Source organism: Hymenobacter caeli (assembly GCF_013294115.1).
In the GTDB taxonomy this organism is placed as follows: domain Bacteria; phylum Bacteroidota; class Bacteroidia; order Cytophagales; family Hymenobacteraceae; genus Hymenobacter; species Hymenobacter caeli.
In genome coordinates this window covers 55,051-77,520 of sequence record NZ_JABSNP010000017.1, presented here as the reverse complement: position 1 = coordinate 77,520, position 22,470 = coordinate 55,051, and the positions used below count along the sequence as shown (strand labels likewise).

General features: G+C 64.1%; 15 protein-coding genes. 12 read left to right on the top strand and 3 right to left on the bottom strand.

The features are described from left to right. Nucleotides 1–299: 299 nt before the first annotated feature. On the top strand, nt 300–884 hold the full coding sequence (locus HNP98_RS16430) for a hypothetical protein (protein WP_173811258.1): 585 nt from the start codon (nt 300–302) through the stop codon (nt 882–884). On the opposite strand, the gene HNP98_RS16425 is transcribed toward HNP98_RS16430, so the two are convergent. Further along, nucleotides 881–1,459: a hypothetical protein gene (locus HNP98_RS16425; RefSeq protein ID WP_173811257.1), complete on the bottom strand. Its 579-nt coding sequence runs from the start codon at nt 1,457–1,459 to the stop codon at nt 881–883. The genes HNP98_RS16430 and HNP98_RS16425 overlap by 4 nt on opposite strands. A 674-nt stretch (nt 1,460–2,133) precedes the next feature. Here HNP98_RS16425 and HNP98_RS16420 point away from each other — a divergent pair. The 7 genes from HNP98_RS16420 (at nt 2,134) to HNP98_RS22380 (ending at nt 13,009) form a co-directional block, all read left to right on the top strand. Continuing rightward, nucleotides 2,134–2,565, top strand: a complete 432-nt coding sequence (locus HNP98_RS16420; protein ID WP_173811256.1) for a hypothetical protein — start codon at nt 2,134–2,136, stop codon at nt 2,563–2,565. A gap of 242 nt (nt 2,566–2,807) precedes the next feature. After that, nucleotides 2,808–3,491 (top strand): 4'-phosphopantetheinyl transferase family protein, encoded by a 684-nt coding sequence (locus tag HNP98_RS16415; protein WP_173811255.1) that lies wholly within the window; start codon nt 2,808–2,810, stop codon nt 3,489–3,491. 198 nt (nt 3,492–3,689) lie between these two features. Beyond that, nucleotides 3,690–4,559, top strand: a complete 870-nt coding sequence (locus HNP98_RS16410; RefSeq protein ID WP_173811254.1) for a hypothetical protein — start codon at nt 3,690–3,692, stop codon at nt 4,557–4,559. A 165-nt stretch (nt 4,560–4,724) separates the two neighbouring features. Then, nucleotides 4,725–8,021 (top strand): AsmA-like C-terminal region-containing protein, encoded by a 3,297-nt coding sequence (locus tag HNP98_RS16405; protein WP_173811253.1) that lies wholly within the window; start codon nt 4,725–4,727, stop codon nt 8,019–8,021. 97 nt (nt 8,022–8,118) lie between these two features. Then, the gene (locus tag HNP98_RS16400; RefSeq protein WP_173811252.1) at nt 8,119–8,820 is read left to right on the top strand and encodes a hypothetical protein; all 702 of its coding nucleotides are present in this window, start codon (nt 8,119–8,121) and stop codon (nt 8,818–8,820) included. Nucleotides 8,821–9,065: 245 nt separating this feature from the next. Beyond that, a complete protein-coding gene (locus tag HNP98_RS16395; protein WP_173811251.1) occupies nt 9,066–11,024 on the top strand; it encodes a CocE/NonD family hydrolase in 1,959 nt (652 codons plus the stop codon). A 356-nt stretch (nt 11,025–11,380) separates the two neighbouring features. Then, nucleotides 11,381–13,009: an OmpA family protein gene (locus HNP98_RS22380; protein WP_173811250.1), complete on the top strand. Its 1,629-nt coding sequence runs from the start codon at nt 11,381–11,383 to the stop codon at nt 13,007–13,009. A gap of 637 nt (nt 13,010–13,646) precedes the next feature. Here the strand turns inward: HNP98_RS22380 and HNP98_RS16385 are convergent. Then, nucleotides 13,647–16,391: an alpha-L-rhamnosidase-related protein gene (locus tag HNP98_RS16385; protein WP_173811249.1), complete on the bottom strand. Its 2,745-nt coding sequence runs from the start codon at nt 16,389–16,391 to the stop codon at nt 13,647–13,649. A gap of 179 nt (nt 16,392–16,570) precedes the next feature. On the opposite strand from HNP98_RS16385, the gene HNP98_RS16380 reads away from it, so the two are divergent. After that, complete coding sequence (locus tag HNP98_RS16380; RefSeq protein WP_173811248.1) at nt 16,571–16,801, top strand: hypothetical protein; 231 nt, start codon at nt 16,571–16,573, stop codon at nt 16,799–16,801. A gap of 170 nt (nt 16,802–16,971) precedes the next feature. Here the strand turns inward: HNP98_RS16380 and HNP98_RS16375 are convergent, their stop codons facing one another. Next, on the bottom strand, nt 16,972–17,823 hold the full coding sequence (locus HNP98_RS16375) for a hypothetical protein (protein ID WP_173811247.1): 852 nt from the start codon (nt 17,821–17,823) through the stop codon (nt 16,972–16,974). Between the two features lie 358 nt (nt 17,824–18,181). Between HNP98_RS16375 and uxuA the strand changes: the two genes are divergently transcribed. From uxuA to xylA, 3 genes are all read left to right on the top strand, one after another. After that, on the top strand, nt 18,182–19,396 hold the full coding sequence (uxuA, locus tag HNP98_RS16370) for a mannonate dehydratase (RefSeq protein WP_173811246.1): 1,215 nt from the start codon (nt 18,182–18,184) through the stop codon (nt 19,394–19,396). An 88-nt stretch (nt 19,397–19,484) separates the two neighbouring features. Continuing rightward, complete coding sequence (locus HNP98_RS16365; RefSeq protein WP_173811245.1) at nt 19,485–20,957, top strand: xylulokinase; 1,473 nt, start codon at nt 19,485–19,487, stop codon at nt 20,955–20,957. Between the two features lie 119 nt (nt 20,958–21,076). After that, nucleotides 21,077–22,393, top strand: coding sequence for a xylose isomerase (gene xylA / locus HNP98_RS16360; protein ID WP_173811244.1), 1,317 nt, complete (start codon nt 21,077–21,079; stop codon nt 22,391–22,393). The last annotated feature ends 77 nt before the right edge of the window (nt 22,394–22,470 follow it).

Genomic DNA, 22,470 nt, shown 5'->3' with positions numbered 1-22,470 from the left:
CATATTAAGATTCAAGATTCAATAGCAATCAGCTTGAATCTACTCTTGACTGGCTCTTAATTCGGGTAAGTTTACACCATTGGGATTTAATAATAGGCATGAAGAATTCTAAAAAAGCGGAAGGTCCGACATTTTTCCCAGGGAGGCTTCCAGTGATTTTGGGGAAATTGAATGGAACACCTCTTAGTGAAAAACCCTTTTATGTAGTAACATTGGGGGGCGGTGGGTAATTAGTTTTAGGTGCAGACATACAAGTTAAAATTGGCTATTCAAGATAAATCGTTTATAAGAGAAATCATATGAAATTGGAAGTCAATCTTGTCTGTGCGCTGGTCGCAATGTGGACAATTAGTTGTCAGAGCGACCGCAAAGACGCGAATGAAGTTGTTAGCCGTGATCATGGCAAAGTTATTCGCACAAAAGAATATAAAACAGCTCGCATCGAGCACGAAGGCACAAAAATGCGTATGGAAATACCAACTAACTGGACTACCAGTGTCTTATCCAAAGACGCCACCTCTTTCAAGGAAAATGGCGATTCAAGTTCAAAGTTTCGCAGTAATGCAGTTTTAAAATTTACAGCACGCAATAAATACTCACTTAAGCAAATTTCGGAATCTGTTTTAGCTTCTGTAGAACGAGATTACCTCAAAGCACGAATAATTTCTCGATCGACCGGCACAATCTCAGGGGACTCTGTTGCAATACTTGATTGCATAGTTTACACACACTCAACAAATTTGGGTACGAGTATCATGCTTCTCATACACAATGACGAAGTCATATCTCTGGATTATATTGCCTTGAATGAACCAGAAGGGGAATATGCCTCCAACAGGAATGTCTTTCAAAAAATGTATGAAACGTTGATCGTGGAAAATTAAGAGTTATTAGGGTCCCAGTTATTGTCGAATTTTTTTGATTCTTTAACCCAATTAACATCGGAATAATCTCCAAATCTATCAAAGCGCTTGTCTCCTAATATAAATGACGCGTAAGCTAATAAAATAACCGCGCGAAAATCAGCTTTGTCAGTGATTTTTAATTGCCAATCACTCGTGAAAAATTTATTGAGGTTCAATTTTCTCAATGAAGCTATTTGAATTTCATCAACAAAAATAGAAAATTTGTCGTCATTGTGCGGGTAAACAATGTATTTCTTATTACCCCAAAAAGTATCAATCGAATAAGAAAATAAGAAATGGCTACGATAATATATATCGATTAAATCATTAAGGTCATGGTAATCCACTGCAACTTTTAACATGGCTGATTGTGAAAACCATTTACTATATAATCGAACTACAGCAACTAGCTTGTCTTTAAGTTTATCTTTTTCATAAAACATCCATTTTTCTGCAAACCAATGTTTCTTACTGCTGCCAGCAAAGATAATCGATCCGTTGCTGCTAATGGTAGTATCTCCGCTGAAGCTATTATATGAGATATCAAACACCATTTTTTTACTTTTAAGTTATTGATAAAGGATTTATTAATTGAATTTTATATTTTCATTGTAGTAATTTATTACAGTGAAATTTCGTTGACAATATTGCTATTCTATGCATTATTTTAAATGATGCTACAATTGATTGCAAAAGAAGGCAATTCATGCTAGCAACCTCATAACCTAAATAATATCGAGCTATGAACAGGTTGTTTTACTTATTGCTATTCATAAATCTACCTGTTTCCGCTCTACGACTCGGTAATCGGGCCCGGAGCCGTCCTCAAAAGCCTCTCGCTGCTGATGAAGGGCGAAACCCTGCCAGCCAACACCCGCTGGCAGGGCATCCCGTGCGCGTTTATTCCCGGGGGGTGATGAGGGATGTTGGGTGATAGTGGTGCGTTTTGGTTAGCGCGTCAGTTTTCCGCTTAAATTAATCCGCTTAAATTAAGTTGGCAAGAACTAGGATTGGACGCTCACTAAAATTCATGGTTCAATAATAATCAACTTGACTCTATTTTTTACTATCTCTTAATTCGGGGAGGTTTATACAAAGAGAATAGCAATTCTACGCGCCTCCAAACCAATGGAAGGATGAAATATCTACCGCTTGGACAAATATTAAAAGTTTTTTAGTTAATTACGGCATCTTATTCAAATTTATTTATTTTATTTAAACTAATACAATGAAATACTTATCCATTATTTTTATCATGATGTTCGCGCAAGATAGCCTAATTATTAAATTGGATAAATCTCGTGTTAATTATGGAGACACGGTTAATATTATCTTTGATAATAATACATTAGACGCAATAAATTACTACATAGATTTAGATGTTTTTGTTGATGGTTTTTGGGGAGCGGCAGATACAGACATAATGAACCCAACTAGAGAAATGGTAGCTACTTATAAGATACAAACCTTAAAACCTGGTGAGAAAACTTCTATTTCATATAATACCAAAATTTTACCCAGGTATTACACTGACGGTTTTTCCAAATATAGAATGTCTTTACATTGCATCAACAGAGGCACTAATGTCGAAAAGATAATTAATTCAGATGATTTTGAAATTATTTTACGCAGAACCGAAATCAGGAAGCGGAAAAAATAATTAATAATTATAGGATTTACTCGATCATTTATGCTTCACAATTTTAAATTTTTTTTCAATGTATCATGTTTCTTTATGCTAGAGATGGTAGTGTATGCTTCCCCTATGATTGAGCCGGTCAAAAGCAGATGTCGAATGCTCGCAAGCTGCTTCACTTGATTTATGAGGAGTGAGCAAATCTAAAAGATCCTATTGCTTAAACCCTGCGCTAGTAGTCCATCCGTATCCCCGTCACCCGCTACATGCCCGCCCCGTTCTTGCATTGCTGGCACGCCGACCTGGCCGCCGAATACCCCGCCTGGGGCCCGGCCGAAGCATCCCTATCCGAAGCCGAGCGGGCGCGGCAGGCGCGGTTCCGCACCGGGGCGCTGCGTCAGACCTACGGGCGGGCCCACGGCTTTTTGCGGGCGGTGTTGGGGCGATATTTAGATACGGCCGCGGCCGCGGTGGCCTTCGCGGCGGGGGCCCCGCGCAGCAAGCCCGCGCTGCCGCTGTCTGCCGGGCTCGACTTTAACCTGTCGTACCGGGCCGGGCGGGCCCTGCTGGCCGTGGCCAACTGCTGCGCCGTGGGGGCCGACGTGGAAACCCTGCTGCCCATGACCGACGCGCTGGCCCTGGTACAGGACCTGTTTTCGGGGCCCGAGCAAGCCGCCCTGCGGGCCACCGCGTCCGGGGCGGCCTGGGAGGCTCTGTTCTACACCATCTGGACGCGCAAGGAGGCTTATGCCAAGGCGCTGGGCATGGGGTTATCGCTGCCGTTCGCAGGGTTTTCGGTGCTGGAAGCGGAGGCCGGGCGGCTGGTGGCCCCGGCGGGCGCGTATTTAGCCAGCTTCGCGGCTGGGCCCGGCCACCAAGGGGCGCTGGCCGCGCTGGGGGCCCCGGCGGGGTTGGAGCCCGCGCATTTTAATTATCCGGCAGACCTATGAATTGATTCCACGCAAAATTGAAAGTTGTGCTGAGCTTGCGGCGGATTTCAGCACAGGTGTTTTCACCGCAGAAGACGCAGAAGGCTTCGCGGAGGAATCGCAGAAGTTGTTTTTCTGCGATTCCTCCGCGAAGCCTTCTGCGTCTTCTGCGGTGAAAACAACCTAAATACAGCTATTATCTGCTAATTATTTGCCCGCATGAAATACCTGCTTCTGTTAATTATTCCCTTGCTATCCCTTCCCCACCAGCTGCGGGCCCAGAGCAAGGGCTCTCCCAGCCCGATGGCCGCCCCCGACACCGCCGAGTGGACCGTGGCCCTCGACGCCGACCAGCGTACCTACTACCTGGGCCGCGAGTACGGCGACCACGCCCTGGCCCTGACGCCGAGCGTGATGTACAGCCACCCGAGCGGGTTTTACGGGCAGATAGCCGGCTATTATTTCCGGCAGAGCGCCCCGCCGCGCTACTCGTTTACGGACGTGGAGGTGGGCTTTGCCAACGAATTCATGCCGGCCTGGACGTACTCCGTGTCGCTCGACCGGGTGTTCTACACCCAGAAACTGGGCAGCGACGAGCCCCGCATCAATAACGGCTTCGAGGCCAACACCGCCTACGCCCTGGGCCCGCTGAGCCTGGCCGTGGACTACAACTTCTTCTTCCAGCAGCAAAAGGCCCAAACCGTGTCGGTGCTGCTGAGCGGCACCGTGAAAAAGGCTCACTGGCTGGGGGCCGACGACGTGCGCCTGACGCCCGGGGCCGAGGTGTACTACGGCTCGCCGCTGGCCCTGCTGCGCTACGGCGGCACCTACGTGGCCCCGGGGGCCGTGGCGGCGGCCCCGACGCGCCGCCGCCGCGCAAACAACGCCAGCACCGTGCCCGACGAAACGGCCCGCCCCCGCCTGATGGGCTACGAGCTGACGCTGCCCCTCGCCTACACGCGCTACCCGTGGGCCTACGCCGTGACGGGCCACTACGTGCTGCCCGTGCGCACCGGCACCGATGCCGCCGCCGAGGTGCTGCGCCCGGCCGCCTACGCAAGCTTTCGGGTAGACTTTACGTTTAGGTAGTGCCGCGCAAGTAGTCGTTTAAATTTAATTAGCCGGTGAAAATTGTGTAAGTAATTGATTTATCGAACGAAAGCCAATAGCTAGCCGCTAAAAGCTACTGGCTGACTGTAAGCCGGTGGCCGGCTGATTTTCGTATGTGGGCCCTACCGGCCCGTGCCCGTGCTCATGAAAAAATTCCCCCTGCGCCACGTGTTGCTGGCCGGCGTGCTGCTGGTGCTGCTGGCAGCGGCCGGGGGGGCGTGGCTGCTGGGCAGTAGCTACGGCCGCCAGAAAATCGCGGCCCGCGTGCGCCAGGAATTGGCCCGGGGCTCGGAGCTGGTGCTGGGGCCGTTCGAGGTGGAGTTTTCGCCCTGGCGCGACTTCCCGCACCTCACGGCCTCGCTGCGCCACCTGGCCCTGACCGACACCGCCCACGGCCGCGCCGTGCCGGTGCTGCGCCTGGGCCGCGCCGACGCCCGCCTCGAGCTGTGGCCCCTGCTGCACGGCCGCGTGGAGGTGAGCCGCGTGGTGCTGAGCGACGTGGCCCTGCGCGAGCAGGTCGATTCGCTGGGCCACAGCTGGGGGCTGCGGGGCAAGCGCCGCCCCGGCCCCGGCAAGGCCCCGGCCCTGGCCCTGGACCTGGATTCGCTGATTATCAACAACTTCAGCATCGTTTCCACCAACGGCTTCGCCCACAGCGCCATCGGGGCCCGGGTGCGCACGGCGCGGCTGGCGGCGCGGCTGGCGGGCGGCGTGCTGCGGGTGCAGGGCACGCTGGCGGGCGAGCTGGACTCCGTGCGCAACCCCATCGGCACGCTGTTTTTGCACGAGCCGGTGCAGGCCCGGGTGCGCTACCACTACGCCTTCGCCGCCCGCCAGGGCACCTTCGACGACGCCCGCTTCACGCTGCGCGGCGACACCGTGCGCCTGCGCGGCACCCACACCGTGGACCCCTCCCGGCCCACCGGCACCCAGCTCGATTTGCGCTTTGAGGGCAACCAGCCCCTGCTGGCGGTGCTGGGCACGGCCCTGCCGCCGCGCCTGCGCCCCTACCTGGCCGGGGCCGTGAGCCCGAGCAAGGCGCACATCACCTACCGCATCGTGGGGGCGAGCGGGCCCACCGTGCGGCCGCGCACGCTGCTCGCCTTCGCCCTGCGCGACGCCAACCTGGCCTGGCCCGACTCGTCGCGCCGCATCAGCCACTGGGACCTGGCCGCCACCTACGACAACGGCCCCGGGCACCGGCCCGAAACCACCACCCTCACCTTAGAGCGTTCGCGCATCTACACGCCGGCCGGGCAGCTCGACATCGCCCTGGTGCTGCGCAACTTCCGCCAGCCCTACGTGAGCGGCCGCCTGAGCGGGCGCACCGAGCTGCCCGAGCTGGCCGCCCTGCTCACGCCCCGGGGCCTGTGGCAGGCCCGCCGCGGCACGGCCGCCCTCGACGTGCGCTTTCGGGGGCTGCTGCGGCCGCCGCCCAACCGCACCCGGCTGGCCGCCTTGCAGCGCAACCTCGACGTGCGCGGCCTAGTGGTGCTGCGCGACGCCGAGCTGCTGCTGCCCGCCCGCCACGCCCGCCTCACGGGCCTGAACGTGCGCATCGGCATCGAAGACAGCAGCTGGCGGCTGTCGGACGCGTCGGGCGTGCTCGACGGGATGCGCTTCCGGGCCTCGGCCACCACCACCCACCTGCTGGGCTACCTCACGGGGCAGGCGGCCACCACCACCATCCAGGGCGATTTTGCGGTGGACGAGCTGAACGTGGCCCGCCTGCGGGAGCTGCTGCGGCCCCCGGCCGGGGGCCCCGCGCGGCCCAGCGCGGCCCGCACCGCCCGCCGCGCCCAGGCCCGCGCCGCCCTCACGGCCACGCTGGGCACCGGCCTCATTCCGCCGGGCCTGCGCCTGAGCGTGGCCCTGCACTGCCGGCGGCTGCTGCTGCCCGCCGACACGCTCACCAACCTGTTCGTGCGGGTGTACCACGACGGCCACCGGGTGCAGCTGCGGGGCCTCACGGGCCGCCTCTACGGCGGCGAGGTGCAGGGCAACCTGGCCTGGCCCACCGACGCGGCGGCCACCGACGTGGCCCCCGTCAGCTTTCAGCTGGCCGTGCATTTCGGCACGCTGCCCTACCGCCAGCTGCTGGCCCGGCTGGCCCCCGTGCCCCGTGCCGCGCCGGGCAGCCCGGGCTTCCGTAAACGCGCGGCGCTGCCCGCCCTGCGCGAGCTGCTGCTGGCCTCCGACGGCCAGCTCGACTGCGCCATCGACACCGTGCGCCTGCCCAACGGCGAGCTGCTGCGGGCCCTGCGCCTGCGCCTAGTGAAGGAAGACTCGCTGCTTGATATGCCCTACCTCACCGCCACCATGCCCCAGGGCGGGCAGGGCCGCGCCACGGCCTCGGCCATCGTGGACGGCCTGCGCCTGACGGCCGCCGCCGCCGACGTGAGCCTGCGCTACGCCACCCTCGACGTGCAGCAGCTGCTGAAGCTGCTGGCCGTGCTGAACCCGCCCGATAGCCTCGTGACGCCCGCCCGGCGCGTGGCCCGGCAGGTGGCCCGCACGCGCCGCACCGCCCGCCGCGCCCGCCTGGTGGGCCCGCCCCGGGCCTCGATGCTGGCCAACGGCGTGCTGGCCGCCACCCTCACCGTGCGGGCCGACCAGGTGCGCTACGCGGCGGTGCGCGGCCGCCAGTTCCAGCTGGCGGCCCACCTGCGCGACGGCGCGGCCCACCTCGACAGCGTAGCGGCCGATGCCTTCGGGGGCCAGGTGCGGCTGCGCGGCGTGCTGCAAACCAACGAGGGCCGCGAGCACCACGCCCTGCACGTGCAAACGCGGCTCGACAACATCCAGCTGTCGGAGTTCTTCGACGTGGCCCGGGCCATGCACCTGCGGGTGCTGGGCGGCGAAAACATCCGGGGCACGGTGCGCCTGGCCGGTGACCTGCACACCGACCTCGACGCCACCTTTCTGCCCAGCTTCGCCCAGACGCGGGCCTACCTCCAGGCCGATATCCGCAACCTGGAGCTGATTGGCGTGGAAGCCCTGACGGAGGGCCTGAAAATGATTCGCAAGGAGCGCAGCGGCCACCTGTACTTCGAGCCCGTGCGCACGCAGCTGGTGCTGGACCGGGGCGAGGTGCTGATTCCCGACCTGGTGCTCAACAGCAACCTCGCCAACCTGGCCGTGAGCGGCACCTACGGCCTCGACGGCCGCGCCAACCTCTACATCGGGGCCAACCCCATCCAGGCCCTTTTCGGCGACAACCGCAAGCGCATCGAGCGCATCCAGACCGGCGTGCCCCTGGCCCCGCGCCCCCACCCCGGCCTCGCCTACATGAACCTGCGCCGCGCCAGCGCCGACGCCAAGTACCAGGTGCGCCTGTTCAAGAAGGACGAGCAGCGCCAGCAGCAAACCCAGCTGCGCCTCCAGGCCCGCCAGTTCCTCGTCACCCAGCGCCTCGACACCACCCTGCACCTGCTGCGCTGAAGGCCGGTGAGGGCGGCAAAAAGCGCACAGTTTCGGTTGTTGCCCGGCTTTGCCCGTAAACGGCCCGGGCGGCTCTCTTCACTTTTCTTATTTTCCGATGCCAAATTTCACCGTCGAACGCCTTTCCTTCCAGCACCTGGCCGCGCTGCCCACCGCCTGGGACAACGCCGACTACAAGGCCCTGCTGGCCAAGATGGACTACGACAACCCCGAAGAAATCGCCCCCGCCGAGCTGAAGGCCATGTGCCAGATGTCGCTCACCGACCTGGAGCCCGCCGACGCCGCCAAGCTCGTGCTCGACTACCTGTTTGCCGACGAGTTGAAGGAAGGCCAGATTGACCAGCTGGCTCACCAGCTCCAAACCGAAAAGCTGTGGGAAGAAAACCCGCGCCTGGAGTTGCACGAAGGCTTTTTCAACGCCACGCAGCTGCTCTACGAAGCCTACAACGGCAAATTCCCGCACCCGCAGGCGGTCGAGTTCAAGGTGAAAGTGACCGCCGCCGACGCGGCCGACCTGGCCGTGTTCGACGACAGCCCGGCGGCCCCGCTGCTGCGCCTGCTGGCCCCCGGCCTGTCCGACAGCGCCCTGCTGCACCGCCTCTTCGGCGACCAGCTGGCCGGCACCACCTTCGCCGAGGCCCCGGCCATCCTCTGGCAAATCACGCCCAGCGACAAAACTGCCACCAGCGTGGTGTTCGACGTCATCAGCTCCGACTATTGGCTCGAAGACTTCAAGTATGCCGACACCTACGAGGCCCCCACGCACGTCGACGCGGCCACGGCTGAGGCGGCGGAATAGCGCGGGCCGTTAGGTAACTTTATCTGCCTCGAAAGCACCCGCTAGGCCCCAGCCGCGGCTTGCCCATAGCCGAGCAGCAGCACCACTACGCCGATGGCGAGGTACACGAGGAAGCGCTTGAGGTTGGCGGCGGGCTTTTGGTGGTCACACATGCTGGCCTAACACGCGCGGCGGCGTGCGCGTTTCATGGGGCCAACAGCCGCCAGGGCCGTACTTGGGGGCTCATTCGCTTTTTACTTCTCCGCATGACTCGTTTTGCTTTCGCGGCGGCCCTCTTGCTGGCGGCCGCGGCTGGTTCGGCCCGGGCCCAGACGCCGGTGCCCGCACCCGGTCCGGCCCGACCGGCCCCTTCCCGCGCCCAGGATTCGGCCTTCGTGCGCCAGCACTACCGCAAGCTCGACCGCCAAATCGTGATGCGCGACGGCGTGAAGCTGTACACGGTGCTCTACGTGCCGCTCGACGCCGCGCCCGGCCGCCGCTACCCGTTTCTGATGACGCGCACGCCCTACTCGGCGGGGCCCTACGGCGAAAGCAGCTACCGCCTGCGGGGCCCCGGGCCCAGCCGCGAGCTGTCGGAGGAAGGGTACATCTTCGTGTACCAGGACGTGCGGGGGCGCTACCAGAGCGAGGGGCAGTTTGAGGAGATGACGCCCGCCCTGCCCACCGCCGCCACCGATAAAGCCCGCCGCCGGGGCCCCAAAGGCCAGCCCCTGCCCCACGACGAGAGCACCGACGCCTACGACACCATCGAGTGGCTGCTGAAGCACGTGCCGGACAACAACGGGCGCGTGGGCATCATGGGCATCTCGTACCCCGGCTTCTACGCCACGGCCAGCCTGCCCACCGCCCACCCGGCCCTGAAAGCCGTGTCGCCCCAGGCCCCGGTCACGGACGAGTTCATGGGCGACGACGCCCGGCACAACGGGGCGTTTTTCCTGCTCGACAACTTCGAGTTCACCAACTTTTTCGACGTGCCCCGGCCCCAGCCGCTGGCGAAATACGAGGCCTTGTTCAAGGCCGAGCCGGCCGACGCCTACCAGTTTTTCCTGGACCTGGGGCCCATTAAAAACGCCAACGGCCCGCAGTACTTCAACGGCCGGGCCCGCATCTGGAACGAGTACTTGCAGCACGACACCTACGACGCCTACTGGCAGGCCCGCAACATCCGCCCGCGCCTCACCGGCGTGCGGCCCGCCGTGCTGGTGGTGGGCGGCTGGTTCGACGCCGAAGACCTGTTCGGGGCCCTGCACACGTACAAAGCCATCGAAAAGCAAAACCCCGGCACCACCAACCGCCTCGTGATGGGCCCCTGGACCCACGGGGCCTGGGCCCGCCCCGACTGGAGCACCTTCGGGCCCCTGAGCTTCGGGGCCAACACCGCCCAGTACTACCGCCAGACGCTGGAAACGCCGTTTTTCAACCACTACCTCAAGGACAAGGGCGGCTTCAACGCCGCCGAGGCCACGGTGTTCGACACCGGCACCAACGAGTGGAAAAGCTACGCCGCCTGGCCCCCGGCCGCCGCCACGGGCCGCATAGCCTACTTCGGCGCGACCGGCCGCCTGGCCTTCGCGGCCCCTGCCGCCGGTGAAAAAGCCGACGAATACGTGAGCGACCCGGCCCGGCCCGTGCCCTACACCGCCGGCGTTGGCACCGGGCGCAACAACGAGTATGTGGTGGAAGACCAGCGCTTCGCCGCCCAGCGCCCCGACGTGCTGGTGTTCCAGACCGCGCCGCTGGCCGAAGACCTCACCGTGGCCGGGCCCCTGGCCGCCGACCTGTGGGTGAGCACCTCCGGCACCGACGCCGACTTCATCGTGAAGCTCATCGACGTGCTGCCGGCCGACGCGGCGGGGGCTGCGCCCGACCCCGAGGGCCCGCCCCGGGGCGGCACCCAGCGCCTGGTGCGGGCCGAGGTGATGCGGGGCCGCTTCCGCCAGAGCTTCGAGCACCCCAGCGCCTTCGTGCCCAACCAGCCCACCGAGGTGAAATACGAGCTGCCCGACGTGCTCCACACCTTCCGCAAAGGCCACCGGCTGCTGGTGCAGGTGCAAAGCACCTGGTTCCCGCTCGTGGACCGCAACCCGCAGCAGTTCCTCAGCATCCCCAACGCCAAAGCAGAGGATTTCCAGAAGGCCACCATCCGCCTCTACCACGACGCGGCGCACCCGTCGGGGCTGACGCTGCCCGTGCTAGCGCCCTAGCCGGCGGCGTGCGGGGGCGGGCTTGCGCGGCGGCAAACAGCCCGAAACAGGCCCCCGGCCTGGGACGCCGGAAAAAAAGTGCAGGAAATTTCAAACAACAGTCGCGCTTCCCGGGCACGGATGCCCGAGCAGTACAACCGTAGTTTTTAACGCCCAAAAAGGCCTCTGCTTCTCATTAAAGGCCTAAAATGCGTTGCCGATTCCAACCGGAAGCCCCCCGTACTTACTGCCCCGCAGCGCTTTTTTGGCCCGCTCCGGAACGCCTGGCCACGCAACAAAACACCATTGTTGAATATAAATTCAACGCTTCTCGACACGGAACCGTAATAGGCGCATAACAATTCATTTTTTAGCATATGGCACACCATTTCTATAGGGCGGCCCTGCTGGGGCTAACCGTGCTAGCGGCGGCCCCGCGCAGCCAGGCCCAGAACGCCGACCACAAGACGGCAATTAGCCTCTACGGCACCACGCTGCAGTACCGGGGCGACCTGGGCACGCAGTTCTGGAACACCCAGGATTCGCCGTTTGGCGGGGGCATCACCCTGAGCCGCTACATTAGCAAGGGGTTCGACCTCAACCTGTCGGCCAACTACACCAAGCTGCGCTACCCCACGGGCACGGGCTACACGGGCGGCAACAACAGTGGCACGCGCTTCGACGCGAAGCTGTTGTCGTACGGCCTGGGCTTTAAGTTTAAGCTCCCCATCAAGGATGAGTTCTTTGTGCACCCCTACATCCTGGTGCAGCCGGGCTTCACCTGGGTGAACTCGGACTACGTGAACGGGGCCCGGCCCACGGTCATCAGCAATCACACCTATGGCGCGTTTGACGCCCAAGGTGCGCTGGGCCTGGACTTCCGCCTGTCGCCGGGGGCCAGCCTGTTCCTACAGGCCGGCCAGCACTTCATCATCACCCCCGATGATGCCCGCCTCGACGGGGTGAGCAGCAACAGCGTCACCATCCTGAACAAGTACGACCGCTACCTCCAGTTTTCGGCCGGCCTCACGTTTAACCTTGGCAAGGCCAAGGACACAGACGGCGACGGCGTGGCCGACCGCAAAGACAAGTGCCCCGACACGCCCGCGGGCGTGAAAGTGGACGCCACCGGCTGCCCGCTCGACACGGACGGCGACGGCGTGGCCGACTACCAGGACAAGTGCCCCGACGTGAAGGGCCTGGCCGCCCTGCAGGGCTGCCCCGACGCCGACGGCGACGGCGTGGCCGACGCCGACGACAAGTGCCCCAATACGCCGGCCGGCGTGAAAGTGGACGCCACGGGCTGCCCCGTGGACACGGACGGCGACAAAGTGCCGGATTACCTCGACAAGTGCCCCAACACGCCGGCTGGCGTGAAAGTGGACGCCACGGGCTGCCCCGTGGATACCGACGGCGACGGCGTGCCCGACTACCAGGACAAGTGCCCCGACCGCGCCGGCCCCGCCAGCAACCAGGGCTGCCCCGAAATGAAGGCCGAGGACAAGAAGGTGCTCAACGAGGCCACCAAGTACATCCAGTTCGCCTACAACAAGGCGACCTTGCTGCCGGTGTCCTACAAGCGCCTCGACCAAATCGTAAGCGTGCTCAACAACTACCCGGACTACAGCCTGGGCATGTCGGGCCACACCGACGACGTGGGCAACGAAGCCTTCAACCTGCGCCTCTCTTATGACCGCGCCGAGGCCGTCCGGGCCTACCTCATCGCCAAGGGCATCGTCGCCACCCGCATCGAGGCCCGCGGCTACGGCAAGCTCAAGCCCATTGCCTCCAACAAGACCAAGGCCGGCCAGGCCCTGAACCGCCGCGTGGAGATGGACCCCTACCTGACGGGCGAAGCCAACCCGGCGGAGGCCAAGTACGGCCCCGCCCCCACGGTAGCCGAGCTGAAGGCCAAGGGCAAAACCGCCCCCAAAGGCGCCGCTCCGGCCCGTAAGAAGGCCCCGGCCAAGAAGGCTCCCGCTAAAAAAGCGGCCACGCGCAAGTAAGCGCAACGCGCTCAGGCGCTGACGACAAGAAAGGCCCGCTGCACAGCGGGCCTTTTTTGTTGGCCTTTTTTGGAGCAGCCAGGGCAACGGTCGCGCCAGGGTTCATGCCACCGGCCCGCTGCGGAGCGGGCCCCTGCGCGTTCAACCAACCTATGAACCCACCCGGTCAGGGACCGTTCCTGTCACCTAGAGCGGTTTCCAAGTCAATGTACAGCTGCTTCTCGCGTGGTTGTAGAACGGAGTGGCACTCCGTTTGACGTTCGCACGGCAACGGAGTACCACTCCGTTTTACAGGGCCCGGTACACTGATTTGAAAACCGCTCTAATTTCGCGCTACTGGTTGCCGACGCCAAAACGGCCGTGGGGTACCGAAGGCCGTTCCATCTGCGCATCGTGCCGAACAGCGTCGAGGCAGCTCGCGGGCCTCCTTGCAGGGTGCTGTTTACGGCTGCCCGCGGACTGCCCCGGCTGCGCTCGGCAGGACGGCCAAAATTGAATTGTTGAACAGCGTTGTTTCCAAACAATAATCGTCTAAAATAGCAAAACGTCCCGCTGAGCTACGCTCGGCAGGACGTTTTGCTATTTTCTTGTTCAGGAACAGGTTTAACCGCTTCGTGAGCTTAGAATCACTGGCTCATCACTGCACCCGCTGCACCCGCAGGTAGTCCAGCATGGCCTGGTTCACCGGGCCGTTCATGTTGGCGTTGGCGGGCTCCAGGGCCAGGCGCAGCTCGTTTTTGCCTTTTTCGAGGCGCACGAGCAGCGGGTTGGAGAAGCCCCAGTTCGACCATTCGGCCGCGCCGCGCTGCGGCAGCACCACGGTGCCCAGCAGGGCCCCCGCGCCGGTGCGCAGCGTGCGGAGGGCGCACTTGTTTTCGGTGTTCACGGGGCCGTTGCCGTTGGCGTAGCGGAAATCGAGGGCGTAAAGGCCGGCCTCCGGCACCGTGACGGGGATGGCGAGGACCGGGTTTTTGGCAAGGCTGGTTTCCACGAAGCCCCCGCCCGTGAAGCCCTGGTACGGCAGCTTGGCTTTGGGGGCCAGCGTTTCGAGCTGCACCTGCTGGGCCGCCGTGCCCTCGCCTGTTACGGCGATGGGCTCGCTGGCGAACGACTCCAGGCCCTGGCCGTCCACGGCAATTACCTGGTACTCGGCGTAGGCGGCGGTGGGCACCGGCCAGCCGGTGGCAGCGCTGGCGTTGGCGGTGAGCAGCTGCGCGTTTTTCAGCACTTTGTAGGCCTTTGCGCCGGCCACCGGGGCCCAGCTAAGGTGGTTTTTGGCGTAGGCGACCTGCGGGGTTTCGGGCGAAAACGCGTTGGCCACGCGGTTGACCGGCGCGGGGGCCGGGGCCTGGTTTTTCAGCTCGATGCGCAGGGCGTGGCGGCCGGTGAGGGCGGCCGGCACCGCCGCCCCGGGCAGCGGCTGGCCGTCGAGGGTGATGGCGGCAATTTCGTTGCCGAAGCCGTTCAGCTCAATGTCGAGCACCGCCCGGCGGTACTTGAAGTTGGTGAGCGTGCGGGGCCCCGCGAAGGCCTGCGGCACGAAGGGCCGGAAATCCAGCCGGTCCACCTGGTACGTCAGCCCAAACAGCACCTTGTACACCAGGCCCAGGCTGCCCGAAAGGCTCCAGAGCATGTTGCTGGAGTTGATTTGGGTGCCCGCGAAGTCGCCGGTGCCGGCCACGAAGTTTTCCTTGTTGGTCAGGAACAGCGCGGCCGGGCGGTAGATGGCCGCCATGCTCTCGGTGAGCGAGGCCTCGTTGCCGGTTTTGGCGGCGGCCAGGGCCCAGAAGCTCTGCACGAAGGGCCACACGGCGTCGTTGTGGTAGGGCGGGATGCCCGGAATCTGGGGGTAGATGCAGGGGATGCCGAAGAGCACGGTGGGCGTGCGCGCCACCACCGTTTTGGCCCGCGCGTCGTCGGCCAGGCCGAAACACACGCTCAGGGCCTCGCCCAGGGCCTCCGCGCGCGGCGACACGCTGCCAAACCCGCGCCCGTAGCGGTACTGGCCGTAGTAGCCAGCCTTGTCGAGCCACAGGTACTGGTTCACGCCGTGGCTGATCTGGTTGACGAGCCGCTCGTGGTCGGCGGCCACATCGGCGTGGCCCAGCTGGCGGGCCATTTGGGCCAGCACGCGGTTGGCCTGGCAGTGCACGGCGTTGGTGCCCAGGGCCTCGCTCTGGTAAATGTCGGCCGGCTGCATCCAGCGCGGGTAGGTTTGCTCGCGCCAGTCCAGAAACGACGACTCGCCGCGCACCAGGCCCGTCACGGGGTCATAAGCGTTCTGGAGGTCGTCGTCAATCGACTGCTTCACAATGGGGTACACCCGGCGCAGCCAGGCCTCGTCGCCGGTTACGAGGTAAATTTCCCAGGCCGCCACCGCCCAAATCATCCGGTCCGTCGAGCACGGGTAGGCCCCGCCGGTGCCCGTATCCTGCACGATGCGGCCCGTGGGGCCCACCTTGCGCAGCAGGCTTTTCATGGCCGATTGGGGCTGCAGCGTGGCCTGGGCCAGGAGGATGGAGTAGCTGACGTCGCGCGTCCACACGCCCGCCCACTCCTTGCCGGTGCGGAAGGTGCTGTCGGGCTCCACGGCGCGGCGGGCCTCCTCCAGGGCCAGGTTGTAGAGGGCGTCGGCCAGCGGGTAGCCGGACTTGTACTGCGGGAAATCGTCGGTGTTAAGGGTTTGGTGCCACTCCTGGGCGGTGGTTTTGGCGTCCTGCGGCGCCAGCACCAGCGTGGTTTCGTAGATGCCGTCGCCGTCGCCGTCCTTCAGCTCCAGCTCGGGCTTGTGCCCGAGGTTGTCGAAGTCCCAGCTCAGCGGGGCCACGTCGCCGGCCACGTACACGTGCTTGAAGTCGGCCCGGTAAATTTTCTCCCCTCGGAACGTGGTGTAAAACCCGTCCTTCGCAAACGCCGCCAGCACGGGCCGCAGGTCGAGCCGGAACTTCACGGCCGTGCCCGGGGCCAGCGCGGCCCCGTCGGGCCCCGGCACGGCCACGGCCGGCGGCTGGCCAAAGGGGATGGCGGGCGTTTCGAGGGGCCCCGCCCCCGCGCCGGCCCCCCGCAGGGCCACGAAGCTGTGGTTCTGGCCGGGGGCCAGCTCGTTGTCCTTGCCGTTGAGGCTGAACTTGAAGGCGATGCTTGGGCTCAGGGCCCGGGCCGGGGGGTGGTAGTTCGAGGCCAGCGCGGTGGCCGACGCGGCCGTGGCCCGGTAGGGGCCCTGCACCACGCCGTCGCGCAGCACGGTGTAGGCGTCAGAATGCCACACGGCACCGGGGGCGGGGGCCGGCGCGGGGGTGGCAGAAGTCACGGGTTTTTGCGTTTGGCAGGCCATCACCAGTAGGTTACCGGCCACGGCGGCCGAAAGCACTTGGTATCTCATGCCCGCAAAGAAAGCCAAAACCGACCTGCCGGCCCGCAGAAGCTGGTTTTGGCACGGTATTTTAACCGGTTTACCTACGATAGGCAATATTTTCTCCCGGTGCGCGGTTTACGGGCTGGCTGGCGGCCCGTGCTTCCGGCCCGCTGCCTCTCATCTTCCAACCTTTTTTCTGCTCCCCCATGCGTCATTTTCTTCTGCTGCTGGTCTGCATTTCGGGCGCCTGGCTGGCCACCGCGCCGGCCTCGGCCGCGCCCGCCCGCCGCTTCCCCGCCCCCGGCAACCACCGCCCGGTGTACACCTACTACCACGGCTCGAGCCGCACCCACCACAAGCGCAGCCTCCTCGACCTGTTCCGGCGGCACAAAGGCGGCACCAAAACCGCCCCGCACCACAGCCGCGGCACCCGCTAGCCCACAAAAAAGCCCGGCCGATGTGGCCGGGCTTTTTTTATGCGGTGTAAACCAAGGCAGGAAGTTGCCCGTTGGCAGTTATTGGCCTGCGCACGGTGTAGAAACGCCTCCTTGCGCTTCCACACCGTGGATAACAAGCGAACGACGAGGCAGGCGTTTGTGGCTGGTCGCTAGCGGAGGGTAATTATTTTCGTCCAGCCGTTGGCCGTTACGCTGGCGGTGTTGTCGCAGGCCTGCGAGCCGCTGGGGTCGTAGTCGAGCACCAGGGTATTGCCCTTGTCGTTGGCCAGGGTCACCACGCCGGCCACGTAGTACTTGTAGCAGTCGCCGCGCTTGATGAGCGGCTTGGTGATGGTGGCCGTGTAGTTGACGCCCTTGCGGTTGGTGCCCGCCGACTGGCCGGTTACGCTGTACACATCGTCCGATACCTGGGGCGTGCCGAAGCCGGCGGTGCGGGCGTAGTCGCGGTGGGCCGTCCAGGAGTGGGTGCCGCCGTTGTTGGCAAAAATTACGCTGCCGTTGGTCACGTCCACCGAATACGAGCCGTTGCCCAGGTCGGTGAAGGTGCGGGTAGCCGTGTGCTGGTTGTCGTTCACGAAGTAGTTCTCGCGCGTGACCACGGCCCCCGAGTGGCGCTTAAGATCGAGGCCGGTGAAGCGCACCACAATCTGGCCGCGGCGGTAGCGCCCGTCGGGGCACAGGCAGTTGGTGGCCCCGAAATCGATGGTGAGCGTGCGGGTAGCGGCCACGTAAGTACGGGTGGCGCAGGTGCCGTACACGCGGATTAAATCGGCGAGGCCGGCCAGGGCGGGCGAGCCGTTCTGGGTTTCGTCCTGGGGCGCGGCGGCCACCAGCACGTCGGTGCTCAGCGCGGTTTCGCGCTCGGCGTCGCTGCTGTCTTCGGCGGTGGTCACGTCCTGGTCGGGCGTCACCATATCGGCTTGGCGCTTGCAGCCGGTGGCCAGGAGCAGGCCGCTGGCCAGGCCGGCCAGCGCAAGGGAGCGGAAGGAAAAAAGGTGCATGGCTATCGGTAATAATAAGGGGATGGGGTGAAGTAATTTGGCGGTTGGAGTACGCTGGCACAGCTAAGTTTAACCAACTTTTTTTAAAAGTTCATCCGGAAGCCAGATTCTGGCAAAAATTTTATTTTTTCCGGCTATTTTAGCTTAATAACACCGAATATTATTATTTACCAAGCTTCGCAAATCGCGCTGGGCGTGGGCTTCCGCCTGCCACTAGGCGGCGTGAGGTGCCGCGCCGGCCGCGCGGCGCCGGGCCGGTTTCGGGGCCGCGGGGCCGGCGGTGGAGGGGCGGGCGGGCCGGCCGGGCCCGCTACATTTGGGCGGCCGCCCCGGCCCGTTTTGCCCCGCCCCCGCCCCCATGCTGCACACCATGCGTTGGTTTGGTCCCCAGGACCCCGTTTCGTTGTTCGACCTCCGCCAGGCGGGCTGCGCCGGCGTGGTGACGGCCCTGCACCAGCTGCCGGTGGGCGCGGTGTGGCCCGAAGCCGACATCCGGGCCCGGCAGCGGCTCATCGAGGCCGACAACGCCACCCACGCGCCCCTGCACTGGGCCGTGGTAGAAAGCCTGCCCGTGCACGAGGCCATCAAAAAAGGCCTGCCCGCTCGCGACGCCTATATTGAGGCCTACCAGCAGTCGCTGCGCCACCTGGCGGCCTGCGGCGTGCGCACGGTGTGCTACAACTTCATGCCCATGCTCGACTGGTCGCGCACGGACCTGGCCTACGCGCTGCCCGACGGCTCGCGGGCCCTGCGCTTCGTGTGGCAGGACCTGGCAATGTTCGACCTTTGCCTGCTCCAGCGCCCCGGCGCGGCGGCCGACTACACCCCCGCCGTGGCCGCCGCCGCCCGCCGGCAGTTTGCCGGCATGAGCGCCGACGCGGCCGCCCAGCTGGCCCGCACCGTGCTGCGGGGCCTGCCCGGCGCGGAAGAAAGCTTCGCGCTGACCGGCTTCCAGGCCCTGCTCGACGAATACGCGGCCGTGGACGCGGCCGCGCTGCGCGAGCACCTGCACTACTTCCTGCGGGCCGTGGCCCCGGTGGCGCAGGCGCTGGGCATGGGCCTGGCCATCCACCCCGACGACCCGCCCTTCCCGCTGCTGGGCCTGCCGCGCGTGGTGAGCACCGAGGCCGACCTGGCCGGCCTGCTGGCCGCCTGCGACGTGCCGGCCAACGGCCTCACCTTCTGCACCGGCTCGCTGGGCGTGCGCCCCGACAACGACCTCGCCGGCATGGCCCGGCGCTTCGGGCCCCGCATCCACTTCGTGCACCTGCGGGCCACCCGGCGCGAGGCCGACCCGCGCACCTTCCACGAGGCCGACCACCTGGCCGGCGACGTGGACATGTACGCCGTGGTGGGGGCCCTGGTGCGCGAGGAAGAGCGCCGCCGGGCCACCAGTGCGGCCGCCCCCGCCCTGCCCATGCGCCCCGACCACGGCCACCAGATGCTCAACGACCTGCACCAGCCGGGGGCCAACCCCGGCTACTCGGCCATCGGCCGGCTGCGCGGCCTGGCCGAGCTGCGCGGCCTGGAATACGGCATCCGCCGGGCCCTGGCCGAGGGCCCGCCCAGTTAGCGCCGGGGCGCGGCGGACGCCCCCTACACCCAGCGCAGCTGTTGGCCCCAGCGCCCCTCGCCAACGTACTATTCGCCCATCGATTCCCATGAAATACCTCCTTGGCTACGACCTCGGCAGCTCGTCCATCAAAGCCGCGCTGCTCGACGTGGCCACCGGCCGCTGCGTAGCGGCCGCCACCTCGCCCGCGCAGGAGATGGAAATCGCCGTGCCCCACCCCGGCTGGGCCGAGCAGGACCCCGGGCGCTGGTGGCAGGAAGTGGTGAACGCCACCGCCCAGCTCCGGGCCGCCTACCCGTTCGACGCCGCGCTGCTGGCCGGCATCGGCATCGCCTACCAGATGCACGGGCTGGTGCTGCTGGACAAAGAAGGGCGCGTGCTGCGCCCGGCCATCATCTGGTGCGACAGCCGGGCCGTCGATATTGGCAACCAGGCGTTTGAAGGGCTGGGCGAGGCGTTTTGCCTGGAGAACTTCCTGAACTCGCCCGGCAATTTCACGGCTTCCAAGCTGAAGTGGGTGCAGGACAACGAGCCGGCGGTGTACGCGCAAATCCACAAGATGCTGCTGCCCGGCGACTACCTCGCCTACCGGCTCACGGGCCGGATGCAAACCACGGTGTCGGGCCTGTCGGAGGGCGTGCTTTGGAACTTCAAGCGGCAGGCCGTGGCCCAGGAGCTGCTGGACTACTACGGCCTCAGCGCCGATTTGCTGCCCGAGGTGGTCGAAACCTTCGCCGTGCAGGGCCACCTCACGGCCGACGCCGCCCGGGCGCTGGGCCTGGCACCGGGCACGCCCATCAGCTACCGGGCCGGCGACCAGCCCAACAACGCCTTCTCGCTGAACGTGTTGCGGGCGGGCGAGGTGGCGGCCACGGCCGGCACCAGCGGCGTGGTGTACGGCCTCAACGAAACCGCCACGGCCGACGCCCGCTCGCGGGTCAACTCCTTCGTGCACGTGAACAGCACCCCGGCGGCCCCCAAAAACGGCGTGCTGCTGTGCCTCAACGGCACCGGCAGCCTCAACAGCTGGCTGCGGCGGCTGGTGGGCGAGCTGCCCTACGACCAGCTGAACGCCCTGGCCGCCCAGGCCCCGGTGGGGGCCCTGGGCCTGCGCTTCCTGCCCTTCGGCAACGGGGCCGAGCGCATCCTCGAAAACCGGCCGGCGGCCGCGGCCCTGCACGGCCTGCAATTCAACGTGCACGGCCGGGCCCACGTGGCCCGCGCCGCCCAGGAGGGCATCGTGTTCGCCCTCAACTACGGAATGGACATTATGCGGGCCGCGGGCGTGCGGGTGCAAACGGTGCGCGCCGGCCGCGCCAACATGTTCCTGAGCCCGGTGTTCCGCACGGCCTTCGTGAACTGCGGCGACGTGGCCCTGGAGCTGTACGACACCGACGCGGCCCAGGGCGCGGCCCGCGGCGCGGGCCTCGGGGCGGGCGTTTATGCCAGCCCGGCCGAGGCATTTAGCGGCCTGGTGCGCATCAGCACCGTCGAGCCCACGCCCGTATTGCAGGCGCAGTACCAGGCGGCCTACGCCGACTGGAAAACGCTGGTGCCGTAGGGCCCGCGCCCGGGCCGGCCGGGCCCCCGAAAGCGTTTATTTTCCGTTCAACCAACGGCGGGGGCCCCACGGCCCCGCCGCCACTTCCTGCTTCCTTCCCCAACCATTCCCCCACCCCCATGGCGAACACGGAATTTTTTAAAGGCATCAGCAAAGTCAAATACGAAGGGCGCGAGTCAGACAACCCGCTGGCGTTTAAGTGGTACGACGCGGGCCGCGTGGTGGCCGGCAAGCCCATGCGGGACCACCTGCGCTTCGCCACGGCCTACTGGCACACCTTCGTGGGCACCGGGGGCGACCCGTTCGGGCCCGGCACCAAGCGGTTTGCCTGGGACGCCAAGGGCGACGTCATCGGCCGGGCCAAGGACAAGATGGACGCCGCGTTCGAGTTTTTCACCAAGCTCGGCACGCCCTACTACTGCTTCCACGACCTTGACCTGGTGGACGAGGGCCCTTCGCTGAAGGACTACGAAAGCAACCTGGCCACCATCGTGGACTACGCCAAGGAGCACCAGGCCGCCAGCGGCGTAAAGCTGCTGTGGGGCACGGCCAACGTATTTTCGCACCCGCGCTACATGAACGGGGCCAGCACCAACCCCGACTTCCAGGTGGTGGCCTACGCCGCCACGCAAGTCAAGAACGCCATCGACGCCACCATCGCGCTGGGCGGCGCGGGCTACACGTTCTGGGGCGGCCGCGAGGGCTACATGACGCTGCTCAACACCGACATGAAGCGCGAGGTGGCCCACCTGGGCCGGTTCCTGACGATGGCCCGCGACTACGCCCGGCAGCAGGGCTTCACGGGCAAGTTCTACATCGAGCCCAAGCCGGCCGAGCCCACCAAGCACCAGTACGACTTCGACGCGGCCACCGTCATCGGCTTTTTGCGGGCGCACGGGCTGGAACACGACTTCATGCTGAACCTGGAGGTGAACCACGCCACGCTGGCCGGGCACACCTTCCAGCACGAGCTGCAAGTGGCCGCCGACGCCGGCCTGCTGGGCAGCATGGACGCCAACCGCGGCGACTACCAAAACGGCTGGGACACCGACCAGTTCCCCAACAACCTCAACGAGCTGACGGAGAGCATGCTCATCATTCTGGAACACGGCGGCTTCCAATCCGGCGGCATCAACTTCGACGCCAAGACGCGCCGCAACTCCACCGATTTGGAGGACATCTTCGTGGCCCACATCGCCGGCATGGACGCCTTTGCCCGGGCCCTGGTGGTGGCCGACAACATCCTGCAAAAATCGGCCTACAAGAAGTTCCGCCAGGAGCGCTACGCCTCGTTTGATGCGGGCGACGGCGCGGCCTTTGCCCAGGGCAGCCTCACGCTGGAAGACCTGCGCACCATCGCCCACCGATCGGGCGAGCCCGCGCCCCGCAGCGGCAAGCAGGAGTGGCTGGAAAGCCTTATCAACCAGTACATCTAACGGAAAATCCGTAGGAGAACGCGGCGCGGGCGGCCCGCCCCGCGTTCCTTTGCGCCACCAATCATCTTCGCTTCAAC

Coding starts and splice junctions, on each gene's coding strand:
- HNP98_RS16430 (WP_173811258.1), top strand. CDS start 300: ATGAAATTGGAAGTCAATCTTGTCTGTGCGCTGGTCGCAATGTGGACA.
- HNP98_RS16425 (WP_173811257.1), bottom strand. CDS start 1,459: ATGGTGTTTGATATCTCATATAATAGCTTCAGCGGAGATACTACCATT.
- HNP98_RS16420 (WP_173811256.1), top strand. CDS start 2,134: ATGAAATACTTATCCATTATTTTTATCATGATGTTCGCGCAAGATAGC.
- HNP98_RS16415 (WP_173811255.1), top strand. CDS start 2,808: ATGCCCGCCCCGTTCTTGCATTGCTGGCACGCCGACCTGGCCGCCGAA.
- HNP98_RS16410 (WP_173811254.1), top strand. CDS start 3,690: ATGAAATACCTGCTTCTGTTAATTATTCCCTTGCTATCCCTTCCCCAC.
- HNP98_RS16405 (WP_173811253.1), top strand. CDS start 4,725: ATGAAAAAATTCCCCCTGCGCCACGTGTTGCTGGCCGGCGTGCTGCTG.
- HNP98_RS16400 (WP_173811252.1), top strand. CDS start 8,119: ATGCCAAATTTCACCGTCGAACGCCTTTCCTTCCAGCACCTGGCCGCG.
- HNP98_RS16395 (WP_173811251.1), top strand. CDS start 9,066: ATGACTCGTTTTGCTTTCGCGGCGGCCCTCTTGCTGGCGGCCGCGGCT.
- HNP98_RS22380 (WP_173811250.1), top strand. CDS start 11,381: ATGGCACACCATTTCTATAGGGCGGCCCTGCTGGGGCTAACCGTGCTA.
- HNP98_RS16385 (WP_173811249.1), bottom strand. CDS start 16,391: ATGAGATACCAAGTGCTTTCGGCCGCCGTGGCCGGTAACCTACTGGTG.
- HNP98_RS16380 (WP_173811248.1), top strand. CDS start 16,571: ATGCGTCATTTTCTTCTGCTGCTGGTCTGCATTTCGGGCGCCTGGCTG.
- HNP98_RS16375 (WP_173811247.1), bottom strand. CDS start 17,823: ATGCACCTTTTTTCCTTCCGCTCCCTTGCGCTGGCCGGCCTGGCCAGC.
- uxuA (WP_173811246.1), top strand. CDS start 18,182: ATGCTGCACACCATGCGTTGGTTTGGTCCCCAGGACCCCGTTTCGTTG.
- HNP98_RS16365 (WP_173811245.1), top strand. CDS start 19,485: ATGAAATACCTCCTTGGCTACGACCTCGGCAGCTCGTCCATCAAAGCC.
- xylA (WP_173811244.1), top strand. CDS start 21,077: ATGGCGAACACGGAATTTTTTAAAGGCATCAGCAAAGTCAAATACGAA.